This is a genomic window from Vagococcus sp. 211, assembly GCF_056322705.1.
Window position 1 is genome coordinate 381,522 of record NZ_CM150475.1, and the last position, 18,449, is coordinate 399,970.

Sequence of the window (18,449 nt, forward strand, 5' to 3'; positions counted from 1 at the left end):
ATCTTTTTGATTGATTTAAAAAACGTATGTCTTGAAAATCGACGAGAAAGCCTATTTTTTTATCGTTTTTACTGGTAAAATGAAAATAGGTTAACAGAAAGAAAGGGGTGAGGATAGTGTTAAACGGTGTACCGTTAGATACTATTTATTTTTATACATTAATCACCTGTGCCGCTATTTCAGTCGTATTGTTTCTCTTTGGAGACATTTTTGATTTTGATGGGCCAGTGGATCCAATGTTGATTGTCCCTTGGATAGCTTTTACATCATTGTTTGGTTATCTAGGAGAAAAAGCCTTTGATGTTAATAGTTGGGTTATCCTATTCATTGGGATTGGACTAGCCACACTGCTCGTATTTTTACTGAATTTTTATATCTTAGTACCAATACGAAACTCAGAAGCCACTATTTCTATGTCAGAAAAAGACATGGAAGGGTTGAAAGGGATTGTTATAACACCTATCCCAATTAAAGGAATGGGTGAAATAAAAATTTCTAGTGTCACGGGAAGTATGAGTCGACCAGCTGCTTTTTATGAAGAACAAGAGCAAGGAGTCGCTCAAGGAAAAGAAGTGCTAATTATAGAAATAAGAGACCGTGTGTGTTATGTGGTTCCTTATAAAGACAATTTTATGTAGGAGGAAGTTAGATGGGATTTGTATTATTACCGATAGGCCTTGTGGTGTTTATTTTGTTGATGTTATTGATAGTGTTTGTGTCAAAATACCAAACAGCTAAACCAGATGAGGCACTAATTATTAGTGGTAGTTATTTAGGGACTAAAAATGTGCATCAAGATGATACTGGCAACAAAGTAAAAATTGTTCGTGGTGGAGGAGCTTTTGTCTTACCCGTCTTCCAACGTTCGAACCGATTAAGTTTATTATCAAGTAAATTGGACGTATCCACACCAGAAGTCTACACAGAACAGGGTGTACCAGTGATGGCTGATGGCACGTCGATTATTAAGATAGGATCATCTGTGGAAGAAATTGCCACAGCTGCAGAACAATTTTTAGGTAAAACAAGAGAAGAATTGGAAAATGAAGCACGAGAAGTGTTGGAAGGTCATTTACGCTCGATTCTAGGCTCAATGACTGTAGAAGAAATTTATCAAAACAGAGACAAGTTTAGTCAAAGCGTTCAAGAAGTAGCCAGCGTGGATTTAGCTAAAATGGGTCTGATTATTGTTTCTTTCACTATTAAAGAAGTGAGAGACAAAAACGGTTACTTGGATTCTTTAGGTAAACCAAGAATTGCTCAAGTAAAAAGAGATGCTGAGATTGCAGAAGCCGAAGCAAACAAAGAAACACGTATCAAAAAAGCACAAGCAGAAAAAGAATCTCAAGAAGCAGAATTAATGCGTGAATCAGAAATTGCAGAAGCAACGAAAGGCAAAGAATTACGCTTAGCTGCCTACAAACAAGAACAAGACGTGGCTAAAGCAAGAGCTGATCAAGCGTATAATTTGGAAAAAGCCAAAGCACAGCAACAAGTTATCGAGCAAGAGATGGAAGTTAAAGTCATCGAGCGTCAAAAACAAATCGAATTAGAAGAAAAAGAAATTCTACGTCGTGAGAAACAATACGACTCAGAAGTGAAGAAAAAAGCAGACGCAGATCGTTATGCTAAAGAACAAGAAGCCTTAGCTTTTAAAGCCCAAGAAGTAGCGGAAGCGGAAGCTGAGAAGTTTAGAGTGGAAGCTATGGCTGAAGCGAATGCCTCTCAAGTCCGTATGGAAGGGGACGCTTTAGCGGCATCGATTTTAGCCCAAGGTCGCGCTGAAGCGGAAGCAAAAGAAAAAATTGCAGAAGCTTTCAAAGAATACGGAGAAGCTGCTGTGTTAAGTATGGTTCTAGAAATATTACCTAACTTAGTGAGAGAAGCAGCTCAACCATTAGGCAACATTGAGAAAATATCAGTGGTAGATACGGGACAAGGTGGTGAAGGAAGTGGTGCGAATCGTGTCACGAATTACGCAACCAATCTTCTAGCAAGTTCACAAGAAACACTGAAAGAAACAACAGGTCTAGATGTGAAAGATTTATTAGAAACCTTTGTATCTAGAGGGCCTAAAACAAAGATTGTACCAATGGATAAAGAAGACTAAATAAAAAACGACTAACTGTTCACTGTGAGCAGTTAGTCGTTTTTTAATGTGAAGGCTATCTCATCTATTTCTCTTTGAAGCGCGTCAATGTCGCGCTGTTTTTGTTGAATCAAGGCTTCTTTGGCTTCAATACTGTGCTCTTCAGGACTATCAACAGGAATAGGCGGCTTAATAAGCAGATTCCAGAACAAGGCGAAGAAAGCACCAATAAAGGTGTCAATCACACGACTTATAGCGTACATAATTGACTGTTCTTGAGGAATGGAGAAGCAGATGAATAATAAAGTAGCAATGCTACCAATCAAGCCTTTTTTATTTCCCATACGAATGGAGACGGTGATGGTTACACCGACAAGTAAAGGGATAAGAAAGGTTTCAGCTAGGTTTTTATTAGAAAAAAACTGATAAAAGAACGTGTAGATAACAGCATTAAGCCCACCTACTGTATTCCCAATAATACGAGCTTTACCAAAATCTAGGGTGTTAGTTAAATCTTCTCTTAAAATAAAAACAGTGGCCAAAGTAGCTACAACAGGCGTTCCCCGGTGTGTAAGATGAAAATAGATGATGCATGACATGACAGCTAAACAGGTTTTAACTGTTCTAAGGCCAATATGGTATTTACCAATAAACATAGCAAACCTCCTTATTTAGCAGGGACTTGTGCAGTGTCTTGGAAGTGCTTGATTAAGCTTAAAGTATAGTTGATGTTTGTAATACTTTCTTCAGAAGCCATCATAACTGAGCCATAAGTGCGTTCAATCAATGAGGTCTGGGCACTTAGATTATCCACAGGTAACTGATTGTATAAGTCTTCTTCTTGAGAAGTGCCTGTTTCGATGTAAGTTTGGTTCGCATCGAAGTTATTTTTGATGATATCTAAACTACTGGTAATGAGTTCTAGTTGCTCGTTATCCACATCTACGGCTTCTTTAGATATAATTCGTTGCAACTCTTTTTTTAATTTAGCCATCTCTTTTTGCTCAGCAGTCATTGTTTCAAGTAATTCTTGACGCTTAGTGAAGTTGCGGTATAAATCGCCCTCAGATTCTTTAAATAACCCTTCAGGATCCCCTTTTTTCAAGTCACGTTCAAAAGCATCCGGTATCTCATCCACTCGCTTTTTGAATAATTTAATGTTTTCTTTGTAATCCTCAAGAGTGGTATTAAGTTCAGTTGTTGTTGTGATCGCTTGATCCAGCTCTTGAGTAATGCCACATCCTTGTAAGGTTAAAATTAGGATGAAAGAAAACAATAGTGTTATCTTTTTAGTCATAGTGTATCCTCCTAGTGTATATGACTATAATAAACGATTATGTTTGTTTCGGCTAGTATTTGACGTGAAAGAAAATATGTTTTTTAATAGAGAGAAGAGACAGGAGCGAAAGAAATGAAAATAGGACTACGAACAATAAAAACGGTCATTACGGCCACAGTAGGAATAATGTTAGCCAGTTATTTAGGGCTACAATTCCCAGCAACAGCAGGAATTATTGCTATACTGAGTGTTACTAACAGTAAAAAATCATCCTTTAGAGTAGGTATTGGAAGAATTATCGCCTTGTTGGTTGCTTTTGTGATTGCCTATGGCTGTTATTCTCTTTTAGGATATACCCCTTTGGCTTTTGGTATGTATTTATTAATCTATATTCCACTAGCAGCTAGGTGCAAAATGAGTGAAGCCATCCCTGTGAATTCAGTGTTGATTACTCATTTTTTAAATGCGAAAAGCATGGATCTTGGCTTGGTATTAAATGCCTTGAGTTTGTTATTGATCGGTGTAGGTTTGGCATTATTAGCTAATTTATATATGCCAAATGTGGAAGAAGATATCAAAAAACACAAAGATTTGATGGATGAGCATATTCGTTTCTTACTAAAAAACATGTCGGAACTATTAAACGGTTCTGCTACTCCAAAAGAATGTCACGTCTTGATAGAGGGTGCGGCTAAGAGTATCAAGCAAGGGGAACAGTACGCCAAAAATCATAGGGAGAATCAATTACGGACACAAGATGATTATGAATTACTGTATTTTCAGATGAGACGCATGCAATTAACGGTGTTAGAAAACATGGTGAGATTGATGACGTCTATTCAAGTCGAGTCAGATGTAGCAGAAGGGGTATCGAATCTAGTTGGGCGTATCTATGATTTATATTCTGAAGATAACGATGGACGGTTACTCAGCCAACATGTCCAAGAAGTATATGAAGAATACGAAGGCAGAGAGTTGCCAAAAACACGGGAAGAATTTGAAAATAGAGCGAGGTTGTACCAGTTATTAACAGAGATTCAAACCTTTATTGACATTAAAGTGGCTTTTGCTGATACTAACAAAGACTAAAAGTTTCTAAATATTGTTAACGAAGTTGGAACAAACGTGCATTTTTCCTTCTGAAAGAGTAAAATGAAGGTATGTGATATTAAAATGAAACGGGAGTGTGATGAGCAAATGCATCAATCAATCGTATATATTATTGTTGACCGAGTGAAGGAACAATTTATCACGGAAAAGGTATTTTGTCAGGAGTATTTAGACATCAGTGAGACAGAATGGGCTAACTGGAAAACAGGGGCAGCCGCTATACCTGGAGATAAAATGCAAAAAATTAAAAGCATGTTTTCGGATTATGAATGGATGTTGATTCAAAAAATAGCGAGACAAACGATCCTCTTCCCAGAAAAAAGACATTATGTTGTCTCAGAATACAAACGCTTAAAATCAATTATTGCCACCAACTGGTTAAAAACAGGTGTAGCACAGGTTGAATTAATAACGCAGCAACAACGTGTGACGCTACCTATCAATGACAAACGACAAGACAATGTGATTCTACGAATTGTAGCGAGCTATGGTGAGTGGGGGTATGACGATATATTAGAGTTTGCCATGCCAGCTATGATTCAACAACAAATAGCAGAATCAAAAGTAGATTTATTGGAATGGGTAGATGAAAACTTAGTAGAAGCGTACACGGAAAAAAGAGAAAGAGAGACTAATAACAAATAAGTAATGGCAAAAAAATTATTAATATGTATGGTTTGTTTATTTATTGGCGTGTCAGTTATTTTTTTAGTACAAAAAGATAAAGCCAGCGTTGTCGTAAATAAAGCAGACGGTAACAAGGCAGAAATAACAGAAACATCAAAAGAAAAGGAGCCATTACCTGGAAAGTACGAGGATTGGAATTTAGTCTTGGTGAATGAAAATCATCCGATTATTGAAGAGCCAAAGAATCTTGTTGATATAGGGGATGGCAAGTTAATTGACGAGCGTGTCTTACCCCATTATAATGATTTAGCAAAGGCTGCAGAGGAAGCAAATATCGAGTTAGTAGTGGTCTCTTCTTTTCGCTCAGTAAGTGAACAAGAAGCCATTGTCGAACGAGATACTAATCAATACATCAATCAAGGGTATGCTGAAGATGAGGCAAGAAAAGAGGCCATGGGTTATTTGACAGAGCCTGGATTAAGCGAGCATCATACAGGCATGGCTCTTGACGTACTTGAAGCGAATTGGTATAACGACGGTAATATGTTGGAACAAGAATTTGGAGAAACAAAGGCTGGTAAATGGTTAGAAGAAAACGTCTGCCATTATGGTTTTGTGATACGATACGAGCGAGGAAAAGAACAGTTAACAGGAATTAACTATGAACCATGGCATATTCGATACGTAGGGAAAGAGAATGCAGAGTACATGATTGCGAATGATCTAAGCCTAGAAGAATATGTCGAACAACTGAAAAGTAGGTAAACGATGGCAAAACGAAAAAGAAAAACGTACGCGTCACCGGTAGTAAAAAAAATGCCTCTTACATTAAGTGTGTTTGTGTTATTAATTGGAGCAATTGTTTTTGTATTTAGCTTGCGAGGTTTAACACAGCGTCTTCCAGAGGCTCCAAGAATTCAAGAGGAAAGCATTCAGAAAAATGATTTCATCAATGATTTATTACCCGTTGCGAAACAGTTACAAAGTGAGTACGGTATTTTACCAAGTATTATTATGGGGCAAGCAATACTAGAATCTGACTGGGGAAAAAGCGAGTTAAGTGCCAAGTACAATAACTTGTTTGGGATTAAGTCCTTCTATCCAGGAGATGATTCTGTTAAGTTATCCACTAAGGAATACAAAGATGGTAAGTGGATTGATATTAGTGCTAATTTTAAAGTGTATGCAAGTTGGGATGATTGTATGAGAGATCACACTTTATTATTTGTCAACGGTGTGGATTGGGATCCATACCTATATCAAGGTGTTTTGTTAGCAGATAATTATGATACAGCAGCCAAAGCGCTTCAAGTATCAGGTTATGCAACAGACCCGGATTATGCCGACAAAGTGATAGATGTGATTGAATCCAACCAATTGTCACAATATGATTGATAAAAAGTGGAATTAACAGAAATGTTATTCGGCTTTTTTTATGAAGGAGAAAGACATGAAAAAGGAAAAAGGGAACATCCCTGAAATTATGACAGATTTAAGAAAAGACATTATTCAAGTACCAAATGTCATTAGAAATTGTTCAGGGATAAAAATTTTTGGTAAACGCATTAAATCAATTTGTTATTCAACAGACATTGCTATTATTCGAAACATCGATGCAGATGCAGTGATTGCAGTCTACCCATTCACCCCACACCCATCTATTACAAAATGTATTGTAGAAAGTGCGGATGTCCCTGTATTTTCAGGTGTTGGAGGAGGGTTGACCCAAGGGAATCGCTCTGTCAATATGAGCATGTTTGCAGAAGCTAACGGCTCTTTAGGTGTTGTGGTCAATGCACCCACACCGAAAGAAACCATTGAAGACATTTATCAAGTGATTGATATTCCAATTATTGGCACAATTACTTCAGAATACACAGATGTGAAAGAAAAAATAGATGCTGGTGTTAAAATACTAAATATTAGTGGGGGAAAAAACACAGCAAGTATTGTGAGACAAATCAGACAAGATTTTCCTGATATCCCAATTATTGCTACAGGCGGTCCTACAGACGAGATGATTATGGAAACCATCGAGGCTGGAGCGAATGCGATAACGTATACACCACCAAGCAATGGGAAACTATTTAGTAGTAAGATGGAAAAGTACCGTCAAATTGAAAAAGAAGAGTTTGATCAGTAATATCTAAGGAGGTGTAAACAATGAATCATGACCAAGTACCTGATAAAACGGAACAGGATGAAACATTGGAACAACATCACCTCTTACCAGATACAACCCCCTTGAGGTTAGAACTAGATGAGTTACGCGAGACGATTGAAAATAAAGCAAGTTTCCACAAGGTATTAGAGGAAAAGAAACAGGTAAAAAGAACACGTAAGAGAAGGAAACGCTTGTTTATAGGTTTCCTTCTCTGTGTATCTATGGTTTCTTTGCTAACCATTTTTTATGTGTTAACTAAATTAAACAGAGATGATATTAGCACAAGTAGTATGTCGGGTCATTTGAATTTAGGAGATAAAGTATTGGTTAATCCGGATTTAGCTATTCGTCGTTTTAACATTGTTCAAGTGGAAAAAAATGGTAAAAGGGATTATTTGAGAGTCATTGGAACACCTGGTGATAAAGTGAACATGGCAGATGATATTTTATTTATTAATAATGCGGAATTTAATGAACCGTATTTGAAAGAAAATTTTTTGGATTTTAAGTATGAGTTAGATAACCCAGAAACACTATTTACAAAGAATTTTGATTTGAGAAACATTGAAGGGACGACGGAGGATATTGAGGTTGTTCCAAGTCTTAAATATTTATTACTAGCAGATAACCGACAAGAGGGAGACGATAGCCGGAAGTTAGGGTTGTATGATCGTAGCGAGATTAAGGGAGTTGTCTTAATCAAGTATTGGCCCTTATCACAACTTGGAGCTGTTCAGTAAGGAAGAGAGAAGCCAATGATAAAACTTTTAACCATAGCAGGTTCTGATACGCTTAGTGGTGGTGGCCTTCAAGCGGATCTTAGAACATTTAGAGAGTATGGAATAACTGGTGACAATGTGTTGACTTGTATTGTAACAATGGTGAGAGAGACAGAAGAGATTAGTATCGAAGAGTTACCTATTTCTGTTATTACTGATCAGTTGAAAGAGGCTGAAAAACAATTAGATACCTATCAAGGCATCAAGGTAGGGATGTTAGCTAATCTAGAAACAGCCCAAGGGGTGGCCTCTTTTTTAGAAAAAGTTCACACTGTTCCCATTGTTTTAGATCCTGTACTCGCGTTAAAAGAGTCAGGATTAACAACAAGCCAAGATATTGTCACGTATTTTATTGAAAGACTATTGCCTTTAGCAACCATTACGACACCTAATTTGCATGAAGCGGAGTTATTATCTGGAATTGAACCCATTGATACTGTAGAAAAAATGATACTGGCAGGTAAGAAAATTCAGTCTTATGGTGTCCCTTATGTTGTAGTGAAAGGTGGACTGAGAATGCCAGGGACAGAAGCCATTGATGTGTTAGTGACACCAGAAACGGAGCACGTCTACAGAAACCCTAAACTGCATTCAGGCTGTAATAATGGAGCCGGTTGTACGTTTGCTTCTTCTATAGCTGCTGAAAGAGTAAACAATGATAATATGCGTGAAGTAATCCAGTCTTCCAAAGATTTTGTCTACCGAAGCATTGAGAATGGCGTTGATTTTATGGACGGATTAGGCAATGTGTGGCAAAAAGGAAAGTGCTAAAAGATATTTATTTTATCCTATGAATAATGTACAATAGAAGTAAGACTTTTAAAGCAAAAAATCGAAGTGTTAGAAAGAGGTCGTAACATGGAATTAAAAAGACAAAAAGAGTTCGTTCAAGCATTTTATTATGAGGCATTACCTCAAGATAATACGGATGAAACAAGAATCGACGTAAGCATGAATCCTTTTGAAATAACAGAAGAGATGAAGTTAGATCCAGCAAACAATTCAGTGTTGGGATTAAGAATAGAATTTCAAATCATTTTAGATAAAGCGAAAGTGTCTGGAGATGTGGCACAATTTGTTCAAATCCTTAATCGTAAAGTGGATAAAGTTGAAGATCTGACAACGGATGAAGTGAATGAATTAGTTAGACCCTTGTTTTCAATCATCGAGAGAATGGCCTATGAAGTAACTGAAATAGCTTTGGACCAACCCGGAGTAAAACTTAATTTTTCACAAGAATAGTCAAGTGTTGCCCTAAGAGCAACGCTTTTTTCTTATGAAGGCATCTTTATAAAGAAAGACAGGCTGGGCATAAATTAAGTAGAGAGTGCAGTGAGTGACACTAGCCGGTTGTTTCATGCACGCCCTTTTGAATCACGTTTTTAAAGAAGAGGAAATAAGGAGAAAACACATGAGTGAGAGAGATTACGAAATAAATGGTCGTATTTTCAAACGAGAACGTTACAAACCATCTACTAATGATATTGTTCTAGTATCAAATACGACAGGGGACACGACTAAAAATCAAGTGACATTAAGTTGGGCATCTAGAGGGTTAGAAAAAGAGTATCAACTTGTTGCGTGTAAAGTGATGTTGAATGATTGGGCACAATGCTTACCAAACTACCCGGTACTCAGAGCGTTTGTAAAAGCACAGGATAGTTCAGATAATATAGAATTATTTATTACTTTTGAAGTGGCAGAACATTTAGAAAGTAGTGAGATTCGTCTTGTGATGACCCATGCTACGGTAAGCATGGGTAACTGTTTGAATAAGGTGACAGAAAGAACAATCACAGAAACTAACTCATTCACGCTTCTAGACGAGGAACAAAGAGAACCTGTTGAGGTAAATTTATTAAAGGATAAGTTGTTATCACAAAGTTTAATCATTGATAAATTAAACAAAGAAACAGAACGGAAAGACCAGATGCTTGAAAACGCATTGAAACAAAAGAAAGCGAATGACACGATTCGACCTACAACCAGTATGACAGAACAACTGGAATACTTAGAAGCAGAAATAAAAAATAAGAACGCACAGATAGAACTAATGAAGGACAAGGCACTTTCTTATGCCACAACGAATGATAAATTAGTTGCGGGGCAAAGACAGTGGGAAATGACGTTAGAAAATGTTCAAAAAGAGTATCATGGGAAACTCACTGAATTAGAGCAGTTGTTAAGAAAACAAGAAGCTTACCAAGAGATGTTGATAAGACAACGAGATGGTTTTGAACAACAATTATTGAAAAGTGAAGCCTTAAATAGGGAACTAGACAAGGCCAATGTACTATTGACCACTAGAGTCAGTGAGTTACAAGTCGATCATCAGCGATTAGAAAAAGTAGCCGAATTGGAACGTGAAACGAGTAGTCTAAAAGAACGGCTATCTGAAGAGTTAGGGAACAAAAAAAGAGTAGAGATGGCCAATAAAGCATTGGAAGAGGCACTAGAACGATTAGAAGTTAAGCAACATCATTTGGTGGAAAAAGTTCAATCTGACTATAACACCTTAGAAAACACTTTAAAAGAATCTGAGAAAAAAGCCTTGTTAGAAGCCACAAATAAACATCAAGCACGGCATGAAAAGCAAGAAATAGAAAACAGATATGAAAAAGAGAAAGAGAAACGAGTCAGTTTAGAGGCAGACAGAGATTATTTAGAGATTCAACTACAAGAAAAAGAAATGATACTCTCTCAGTCCGATGAACAGAAGTCATTCTTGGAGCGACTAGTGACTACCTTAGAAGATGAGTTAGAAAAACTAAGGGAAGAACAAGCAATGATGAGTTACCATATGTCAGAAGTTGCAGCGAGTGCCCAAGAAGAAGAAAACAAGCAAAATGCAGAATACCTTCAACTGGATGAAACCATTAGGCAATTAACACAAGCAAATAAAGTAGCAGAACAAAGAATAGAGAGTTTGCTGACTCAAATGCCAGAACAAGAAGTGAGCACAGAGTTAATAGCATCAACTACTTTTGATTCAGAGAGGCAGGAGAATGAGCACACCGAAACATGGGCACTTTCACACGATAAAGAAGAGGCTATCTATGAATCAGATCCTTTTAAAACAGAAGTTGAGATTGAGGAATTGACTCAATCCATCTTGGACACTCGAAAAGAAGAAGAAGATGACATTATTCATTTGTTCGATATAGCTGAAACGGCAGGATTTAAACAAGTTCGATTAACGACAAAACAATTCAAAGAATGTGTCTCTGAACTGAGATTCTTAAACTTCAGATGGAACCAAATTTATGAGTTGGACAGTATTGATCATAAACAAGGCTTTTTAAAATTGTGCTTGCCTTATATTGAAGATGTGGAAAACTTTCAAGAGATTCTAGACGAAGATGTAAAAGCTTCCCTATTTAGCCGTAAATCAGTTACAATGGGTGAGGACACGCTGTTATTATTAGAAGCGTACAGCGCCTTATCTGTGTACCTAGATACCTATTATTTAAAAGTATCATCATACATCGACAAGTATTTTATAAATGAGGAGAATCAGTAAAATTATGCAAGAAACCGCGCCATTTAAATTATTAGAAAAAGAATTAACAAGTTATAGAAAAGAGCAGTTACTCACTGTCCTAACCCTTTTAAGCGAAGGGAATACGGTTCCTTTTGTGGCGAGATACCGTAAAGAAATGACAGGAAGTCTAGATGAGGTTCAAATTCGTGAAATTGAAGAACGTTATCAATATCTAGAAGGATTAGTCAAACGAAAAGAAGAAGTTTTAAGGTTAATTGCTGAACAAGATAAGTTAACAGAAGACTTAGAAAAAGCCATTAAAAAAGCGACAAAAATGCAACAAGTGGAAGATTTATACCGTCCCTACAAACAAAAAAGAAGAACCAAAGCCACGATTGCGAAAGAAAACGGTTTAGAACCCTTTGCGGAATGGTTACTTCGTCTTGAAACAACGCCTTCAGTAGAGGAAGAAGCCTCAAAATATATTAACGAAGCCAATGAGATAACGACTGTTACTGACGTGATGGATGGCGCACATGAAATCATTGCTGAAAAAATTGGAGATGACCCAGAGTTTAGAAAATGGATCCGTTTATATACTTGGAATAATGCTGTCATCAAAGCAAGTGAAAAAGACGCAAGCAAAGATGAAAAAGGCGTATTTGAAATGTATTATGACTATTCAGAACCGATTAAACGTGTGGTAGCTCATAGAATATTAGCGATGAATCGTGGTGAAAAAGAAGGCGTGATTAAAGTCGCTTTTGCTCTAGATGAATCACGTATTTTAGGTTATTTAGAAAAACAGCTGATTACAAAAGACGGCAGTGGCGCAGAAGAATGTGTTAAACGAGGCATAGAAGACAGTTATAAGCGTTTCATAGGACCTTCTATTGAGCGGGAATTACGTGGTGAATTAACAGAAAAAGCAGACCAACAAGCCATTGATATTTTTGGTGAGAACTTGCGTAACTTGCTATTGCAATCGCCATTAAAAGGGAAAGTGGTCTTAGGATTTGACCCAGCTTATCGAACAGGTTGTAAACTAGGGGTTGTGGATGAAACAGGGAAATTATTAGCTGTGACGGTTATTTATCCACATAAACCAGCAGCACAACAAAAACGTGCAGATGCTATCACCCAATTTAAAACATTTGTAGAAGAATACAAAGTAGACATGGTTGCTATTGGGAATGGTACGGCAAGTCGTGAATCAGAGCAATTTGTATCAGAACATCTAAAAGAGTTAAACAGAGAGGTCTTTTATGTGATGGTTAACGAAGCAGGAGCTTCTGTTTATTCAGCAAGTGCTGTGGCGCGTGAAGAATTCCCTGATTTACAAGTGGAAGAACGTAGCGCGATTAGTATTGCTAGACGACTACAAGATCCTTTAGCAGAACTTGTTAAAATTGAACCAAAAGCCGTGGGTGTTGGCCAATACCAACACGATGTTTCTCAAAAACGCTTAACAGAGCAATTAGACTTTGTGGTGGAAACAGCAGTTAACCAAGTGGGTGTCGACGTTAATACGGCGAGCCAGCAGTTACTACAACATATTTCTGGTTTGAATAAAACAACGGCTAAAAACATTGTTGTCTACAGAGACGAAAATGGCGAATTTTCAAACCGTAAAGAACTAAAAAAAGTACCAAGATTAGGGCCTAAGGCGTTTGAACAGGCAGTTGGTTTCTTGAGAATACCAAGTGGGGATAACATTTTAGATAACACAGGGATTCATCCTGAAAGTTATAAAATGGTCAATCGTTTACTGGATATTTTAGGATTAGACGTGACAAGCTTAGGGACAGAAGAAGCACGCAACGCATTAGTAGGTGTGAATACCACAAGCATGAGTGACGAGCTTGAGGTAGGTAAAGCAACCCTTGAAGATGCAATTGCTGCGTTAATCCAACCAGGAAGAGACATGCGAGATGACATGTCAGGGCCACTGCTTAGACAAGATGTGTTATCCATGGAAGATTTGAAAGTCGGTATGGAATTACAAGGAACGGTTAGAAACGTGGTAGATTTTGGCGCCTTTGTAGATATCGGAGTCAAACAAGATGGTATGGTTCACATATCCAAATTGAGCCAACAATTTGTTAAACACCCAACAGACGTTGTTGCGGTGGGGGATGTTGTGACAGTATGGATTGAAGAAGTTGATCTGAAAAAACAACGAATTGCCTTAACCATGTTAGGTAAACCGCAAGATTAGTATGAGGAACGAGTCATTACAAGAGCTAGTTGAAAAAGTGTCTTTGACTTACTTTAATAAGCCCTTTGAACATAAAGCAATCTATAATTCACGATTAAAAACCACTGGTGGTCGCTATCATTTAGCTGACCACCATTTGGATTTTAATCCGAAAATTATGGAAAAGTACGGTGAAGAAGAGCTTGTTAAGGTCATTATTCATGAGTTGTGTCATTACCATTTGCACCTTGAAGGAAAAGGCTACAAGCATCAAGACAAAGCGTTCAAACAGTTACTAAAGATCACAGGTGGGAGCAGATACGCACCACCATTAAAAGAAGCGACATGGTTATATTATTCTTGCTTAAGTTGTCAGAAGGAATTTAAGCGGCAACGGCAAGTCAACGTTACTAAGTATGGCTGTCCTTGTGGTGGTAGACTGAAACGTATTGACAAGTGAGTCGTTAAACGTTATAGTTTTAGTGTTATTATCACTAGCGAGAATGGCGGAACTGGCAGACGCGCAAGGTTGAGGGCCTTGTAGAAGGATTCTTCTGTGAGGGTTCGAATCCCTTTTCTCGCATACAGAAAGTTACTCTATCTAGAGTAACTTTTTTTGTTATGTCATGTTATCTCTATGTTTTTTATATAAGTAATAAATACCTATAACAAAAGGTATTTATTACTTATATTTTTTTGTAAATTTTTTTTTGTGTTATTTAATTTTTGTAAAAAAGCAGAGTGCATCCTTAGGTGGGACAAAATAAGGAGAATGGGGCAAAAATTTGGCCTATACTGAATCATTCGGAAAAATGAGAAAAAAAGGAAGGATTAGACGAACTATTTATTTTTATATCGTGATTGGTAAAAAATACTTTAATTAATGAGAGTAGCATTGAATAATTGGTATAGATGAGCATGTGTTAAGGGGTTGAAAAGAAGGCATACAAGATATAGTAAGAACAAAATAAGAACAAATACTATATGTTGTGGATAACTCTGTTGATATGTGCATAACTCGCTTTTAAATGAGAGAGTTAAAAGATAAAAGTTATTTCAACACGTTCGGGGTTATTAAAGTTTAAAATACCTTTAATACCGTGTTTTTATAAGGGAAATACAAGGAAAATAGCTTTGACAAGAAAAAATAATTTTGCTAGGATGTGGTTGATTGAACGTTCGGTTTTTAAAGAAAAGCGAATGAGAGAAGAAAAATCAAACACAACTATTCATATACTGGAGGATTATAAGGAAAATGATTTATGATTTAGCTATTGTAGGTGGGGGAGCTGCGGCTTTATCAGCAGGCGTTTATGCTGGTAGAAGTTTGTTAAACACAATTATCATTGAAAAAGATTCATTCGGAGGTCAAACAAGTACCACATCTTTGATTGTGAACTATCCAGGTATCAAAGAAGCAAGTGGACCAGCATTAATTAGAGAAATGCGAGAACAAGCATTGGATTTTGGTTGTGTGTTCCAAACAGGAACAATCATTAAAACAGATTTTTCGAGAGACGTTAAAGTACTAACAGATTCAAAAGGCAATGAAATTAAAGCGTATGCTGTTTTAATTGCAACAGGTACCACACAGAGAACACTAGGTTTTCCAGGAGAAAAAGAATACACTGGAAACGGGATTACTTACTGTGCCACATGTGACGGTGCTTCTTGTGCTGAAATGGAAATTTTTATTATTGGTGGTGGCTATGCTGCTGCTGAAGAGTCTGTTTATTTATCTCAATTTGCTAAAAAAGTGAACGTGATGATACGTGATGAGGACTTTAGTTGTGCCAAAGCCACAGCTAATTTAGCCAAAGATCACGACAAAGTGAATGTTTATTATCATACTGAAATCAAAGAAGTGGCTGGGGACGAAGGCATGGACAAGTTGGTCTTTGTTAACCGTCAAACAGGAGAAGAACTTATTTTTGATAAAAGCCATAAAAAGAACCCTTACGGCATGTTTATTTTTGCAGGGAGTTATCCGAATACCAGTTTTGTCTCAGATCATATCGACTGCAACAGTCGTGGGTACATTGTCACCAATGACAAAATGGAAACAAACATTCCAGGTGTGTATGCAGCGGGAGACTTAAGAGAAAAGGAACTGCGCCAAGTCGTAACAGCTGTCGCAGATGGAGCAATTGCTGCAACAGTCGCAGGAGGCTATATTAGTAACATCAAGAAGAAAACAGAAATTAAAACCATTATTGAAATCAAAAACAAAGAAACGAATCATAAAAAATAGAGACTGTCTCTTAGACAGTCTTTATTTTTTTAACTCTCTTTTAGGAATGGTATAATAAAAGTTAATTCAAGAAAAAAGGATGGATTGCATGATAAAGATAGGATTAACTACATTCAAAGAGCATGGGAGCTTGTTAAATAAAGACGAACTGACGTTGAGTGAATATGCCTCCTTTTATCCTATCATTGAGCTGAACACGTCCTTCTATGGCATTCCAAGAACAAGCACGAGTGAAAAATGGGTCAATGAAACCCAAGACGGCTTTCAATTTATTGTGAAAGCTTATAAAGGGATGACCAAACACGCTGACTGGCAAGAGGCCTATGAAAGTGAAAAAGAGATGTATCGCATTTTTTCCTCTTTTTTAGCCCCCTTAAGAGACAATCAGCGTTTAGGTGCTATTCTTTTTCAATTTCCTAGTTATTTCAATTGTACACGAGAGAATGTTCAGTATTTGCGAAAAATACGCGCGTTTCTTCCACATGATATGATAGCCATAGAGTTACGGAATGACAGTTGGTATAAAGAAGACTTTAGAGAGGATTTATTTCATTTTATGAGAGAAATGGCTTTTTCTCTTGTTATTGTGGACCAACCCCAAGTACCGATTCATTCGGTTCCTTTTGTGCCGGTCATTACCAATGAGTCTTTTGTTTATCTCAGGTTGCATGGTAGGAATAAAGGGAATTGGCGAGATAAGTCAGGAGACTGGCGACGCAAACGCAATCTCTACTGTTATTCAGAAACAGAACTGACAGAGTTTGCTACGATTTTGAACGATTTTCCTGTAAAGGATCCTGTGATTATTTTTAATAATAATTCAGATGGAGACGCAGCACCCAATAGCCAAACATTGAAACAATTATTAGGGATTGATTATACAGGATTGAACCCGAACCAATTAACTTTATTTTGAGAGGAGTTAGACAATGATAAAAGCTGTATTTTTTGACATAGATGGCACCTTTTTAGATAGCCGAGGGGAAATATTAGCTTCTACTTTACGAGGGGTTGAAGCGTTGCATCAGCAAGGAATTAAGTGCTTTATTTCCTCAGGTCGAGGACCAAGTAGTGCAGAGGACTTATTGAAAGGCACACCCTTTGATGGGTATGTTTTATACAATGGTCAGTTATGTTTTTCTCATGAGACAGGGATTTATGAGCATTATTTTTCCGTTGAAACCTTAGAAGCTTTAGGTCGTTATACAGAAAAAGAACAACGACACATTATTTTTGGTGGACGAGAACGGTATTATGGCAGTAAATCCTTACAGTGGGGACAAGTTAAATGGCTCAAAAAAGTGCATAACCTGTTACCGCTAAAAGTGACAGTTCCTAAGTTAGAAGCAAATTTACAAAAGATACGACGAATCATTCGTCCTAAAGAAGAACAGGTGAAGACGCCAAGAGAAATTTTTTCAGAACCTATGTATCAATGTGTCTTACTCAGCTCGCCTTCTGAACAGGGAGCATTAGAGACGCAATTTCCGGACTGCAAGTTTACCCGTTCCAACCCCTATGCTGTAGATATTATTCCTAAGGGTGGCTCAAAGTTAGTGGGAATTACCAAGGTACTTGATCATTACGGTCTTTCTTTATCAGAAGCCATGGCCTTTGGTGATAGTTGGAATGACCTTGAGATGCTTGAAGGTGTTGGGATAGGTGTGGCTATGGGAAATGGGGAAGAAGATGTGAAGCGCATAGCTGATTACGTCGCAGAGTCCAATGATGATGATGGGATTTATAAAGCATTGCAGCATTTTGAGTTAGTTAGGTGATAGGGAGAGGTAACTATGAAAAAAGCTTACGAACAAGTGGCAGAGTTTCACCGAGTGTTTGATCCTGTGGAACAAAAGACAATCGCCGCATTACCTGTTGAAACAGCTGAATACAGAGCAGGGTTTAAATTAGAAGAAATTCTTGAGTTATTATATGCAGCCAGTGAAGGGGATCACCACCGGTTCGATCAAAGTGTGACGTACCTTCAAAAGGTACTTGAGACAGAATCTAACAAGCTTAAAGAAAAGCAGTCCCCTGTAGACACATTAACGGACGAAGTGGATGCTTTGATTGACTTGTTGTACTTCACGTATGGTTCTTTTGTTATGATGGGGATTCATCCAGAACCTATTTTTGACATTGTACACCAGGCGAATATGGGAAAAGTATTTCCTGATGGGGAAGCTCATTATCATCCAGAAACAGGAAAAGTGTTAAAACCAAAAAACTGGGAAAAAGACTTTGCACCTGAAAGCAAAATTAAAGCAGAAATCAAAGGACAGATGGAGAAACAAAAACAATAATGTTTTTTGTTATATGGTAATTAAATGAATAATAACTTGTGAAAAACACGATTATTAAAGGGTTTTAGCTAATTAAGAGAAAAGAGTGAGCAACTGTTGAAAGACAGAAAAGCACTCTTTTTTTGCTATTTTAGGGTGTTATTCATTACTATGGTTCTGTCGACAAAAG

19 protein-coding genes and 1 tRNA gene are annotated in these 18,449 nt (G+C 37.3%); 18 read left to right on the forward strand and 2 right to left on the reverse strand.

Going from position 1 to position 18,449, the window contains the following annotated elements; genetic code table 11:
* The first annotated feature begins 116 nt into the window (after window positions 1–116).
* The gene (locus ACVWM0_RS01950; RefSeq protein WP_476472975.1) at window positions 117–638 is read left to right on the forward strand and encodes an NfeD family membrane protein; all 522 of its coding nucleotides are present in this window, start codon (window positions 117–119) and stop codon (window positions 636–638) included.
* 11 nt (window positions 639–649) lie between these two features.
* On the forward strand, window positions 650–2,110 hold the full coding sequence (locus ACVWM0_RS01955) for a flotillin family protein (RefSeq protein ID WP_476472976.1): 1,461 nt from the start codon (window positions 650–652) through the stop codon (window positions 2,108–2,110).
* A gap of 32 nt (window positions 2,111–2,142) precedes the next feature.
* Here ACVWM0_RS01955 and ACVWM0_RS01960 read toward each other — a convergent pair whose 3' ends face one another.
* On the reverse strand, window positions 2,143–2,745 hold the full coding sequence (locus ACVWM0_RS01960; RefSeq protein WP_476472977.1) for an FUSC family protein: 603 nt from the start codon (window positions 2,743–2,745) through the stop codon (window positions 2,143–2,145).
* Window positions 2,746–2,756: 11 nt separating this feature from the next.
* Window positions 2,757–3,386: a hypothetical protein gene (locus ACVWM0_RS01965; protein ID WP_476472978.1), complete on the reverse strand. Its 630-nt coding sequence runs from the start codon at window positions 3,384–3,386 to the stop codon at window positions 2,757–2,759.
* 114 nt (window positions 3,387–3,500) lie between these two features.
* Here ACVWM0_RS01965 and ACVWM0_RS01970 point away from each other — a divergent pair, with 114 nt between their 5' ends.
* The 16 genes from ACVWM0_RS01970 (at window position 3,501) to ACVWM0_RS02045 (ending at window position 18,280) form a co-directional block, all read left to right on the forward strand.
* Window positions 3,501–4,457: an aromatic acid exporter family protein gene (locus ACVWM0_RS01970; protein WP_476472979.1), complete on the forward strand. Its 957-nt coding sequence runs from the start codon at window positions 3,501–3,503 to the stop codon at window positions 4,455–4,457.
* A 108-nt stretch (window positions 4,458–4,565) separates the two neighbouring features.
* A complete protein-coding gene (locus ACVWM0_RS01975; RefSeq protein ID WP_476473637.1) occupies window positions 4,566–5,123 on the forward strand; it encodes a hypothetical protein in 558 nt (185 codons plus the stop codon).
* Between the two features lie 3 nt (window positions 5,124–5,126).
* Window positions 5,127–5,870, forward strand: coding sequence for a M15 family metallopeptidase (locus tag ACVWM0_RS01980; RefSeq protein WP_476472980.1), 744 nt, complete (start codon window positions 5,127–5,129; stop codon window positions 5,868–5,870).
* Between the two features lie 3 nt (window positions 5,871–5,873).
* Window positions 5,874–6,500: a glycoside hydrolase family 73 protein gene (locus ACVWM0_RS01985; protein ID WP_476472981.1), complete on the forward strand. Its 627-nt coding sequence runs from the start codon at window positions 5,874–5,876 to the stop codon at window positions 6,498–6,500.
* 55 nt (window positions 6,501–6,555) lie between these two features.
* Entirely contained in the window at window positions 6,556–7,248 is a 693-nt protein-coding gene (locus ACVWM0_RS01990) for a hydrolase (protein WP_476472982.1), read from the forward strand.
* Window positions 7,249–7,268: 20 nt separating this feature from the next.
* Complete coding sequence (gene lepB / locus ACVWM0_RS01995; RefSeq protein ID WP_476472983.1) at window positions 7,269–8,009, forward strand: signal peptidase I; 741 nt, start codon at window positions 7,269–7,271, stop codon at window positions 8,007–8,009.
* Window positions 8,010–8,024: 15 nt separating this feature from the next.
* Entirely contained in the window at window positions 8,025–8,819 is a 795-nt protein-coding gene (locus ACVWM0_RS02000) for a hydroxymethylpyrimidine/phosphomethylpyrimidine kinase (RefSeq protein ID WP_476472984.1), read from the forward strand.
* An 87-nt stretch (window positions 8,820–8,906) separates the two neighbouring features.
* A complete protein-coding gene (locus ACVWM0_RS02005; RefSeq protein WP_476472985.1) occupies window positions 8,907–9,290 on the forward strand; it encodes a DUF1149 family protein in 384 nt (127 codons plus the stop codon).
* Window positions 9,291–9,459: 169 nt separating this feature from the next.
* The gene (locus ACVWM0_RS02010; RefSeq protein WP_476472986.1) at window positions 9,460–11,568 is read left to right on the forward strand and encodes a hypothetical protein; all 2,109 of its coding nucleotides are present in this window, start codon (window positions 9,460–9,462) and stop codon (window positions 11,566–11,568) included.
* Window positions 11,569–11,572: 4 nt separating this feature from the next.
* Window positions 11,573–13,747, forward strand: coding sequence for a Tex family protein (locus ACVWM0_RS02015; RefSeq protein WP_476472987.1), 2,175 nt, complete (start codon window positions 11,573–11,575; stop codon window positions 13,745–13,747).
* Window position 13,748: 1 nt separating this feature from the next.
* On the forward strand, window positions 13,749–14,186 hold the full coding sequence (locus ACVWM0_RS02020; protein ID WP_476472988.1) for a SprT family protein: 438 nt from the start codon (window positions 13,749–13,751) through the stop codon (window positions 14,184–14,186).
* 37 nt (window positions 14,187–14,223) lie between these two features.
* A tRNA-Leu gene (locus ACVWM0_RS02025) sits at window positions 14,224–14,309 on the forward strand.
* 672 nt (window positions 14,310–14,981) lie between these two features.
* On the forward strand, window positions 14,982–15,977 hold the full coding sequence (locus tag ACVWM0_RS02030) for an FAD-dependent oxidoreductase (RefSeq protein ID WP_476472989.1): 996 nt from the start codon (window positions 14,982–14,984) through the stop codon (window positions 15,975–15,977).
* A gap of 88 nt (window positions 15,978–16,065) precedes the next feature.
* Window positions 16,066–16,893, forward strand: a complete 828-nt coding sequence (locus tag ACVWM0_RS02035) for a DUF72 domain-containing protein (RefSeq protein WP_476472990.1) — start codon at window positions 16,066–16,068, stop codon at window positions 16,891–16,893.
* A 13-nt stretch (window positions 16,894–16,906) separates the two neighbouring features.
* Window positions 16,907–17,755 carry a Cof-type HAD-IIB family hydrolase gene (locus tag ACVWM0_RS02040; protein WP_476472991.1) on the forward strand — a complete coding sequence of 283 codons (849 nt, stop codon included), beginning with the start codon at window positions 16,907–16,909 and terminating at the stop codon, window positions 17,753–17,755.
* A 15-nt stretch (window positions 17,756–17,770) separates the two neighbouring features.
* On the forward strand, window positions 17,771–18,280 hold the full coding sequence (locus ACVWM0_RS02045) for a pyrophosphohydrolase domain-containing protein (RefSeq protein ID WP_476472992.1): 510 nt from the start codon (window positions 17,771–17,773) through the stop codon (window positions 18,278–18,280).
* The last annotated feature ends 169 nt before the right edge of the window (window positions 18,281–18,449 follow it).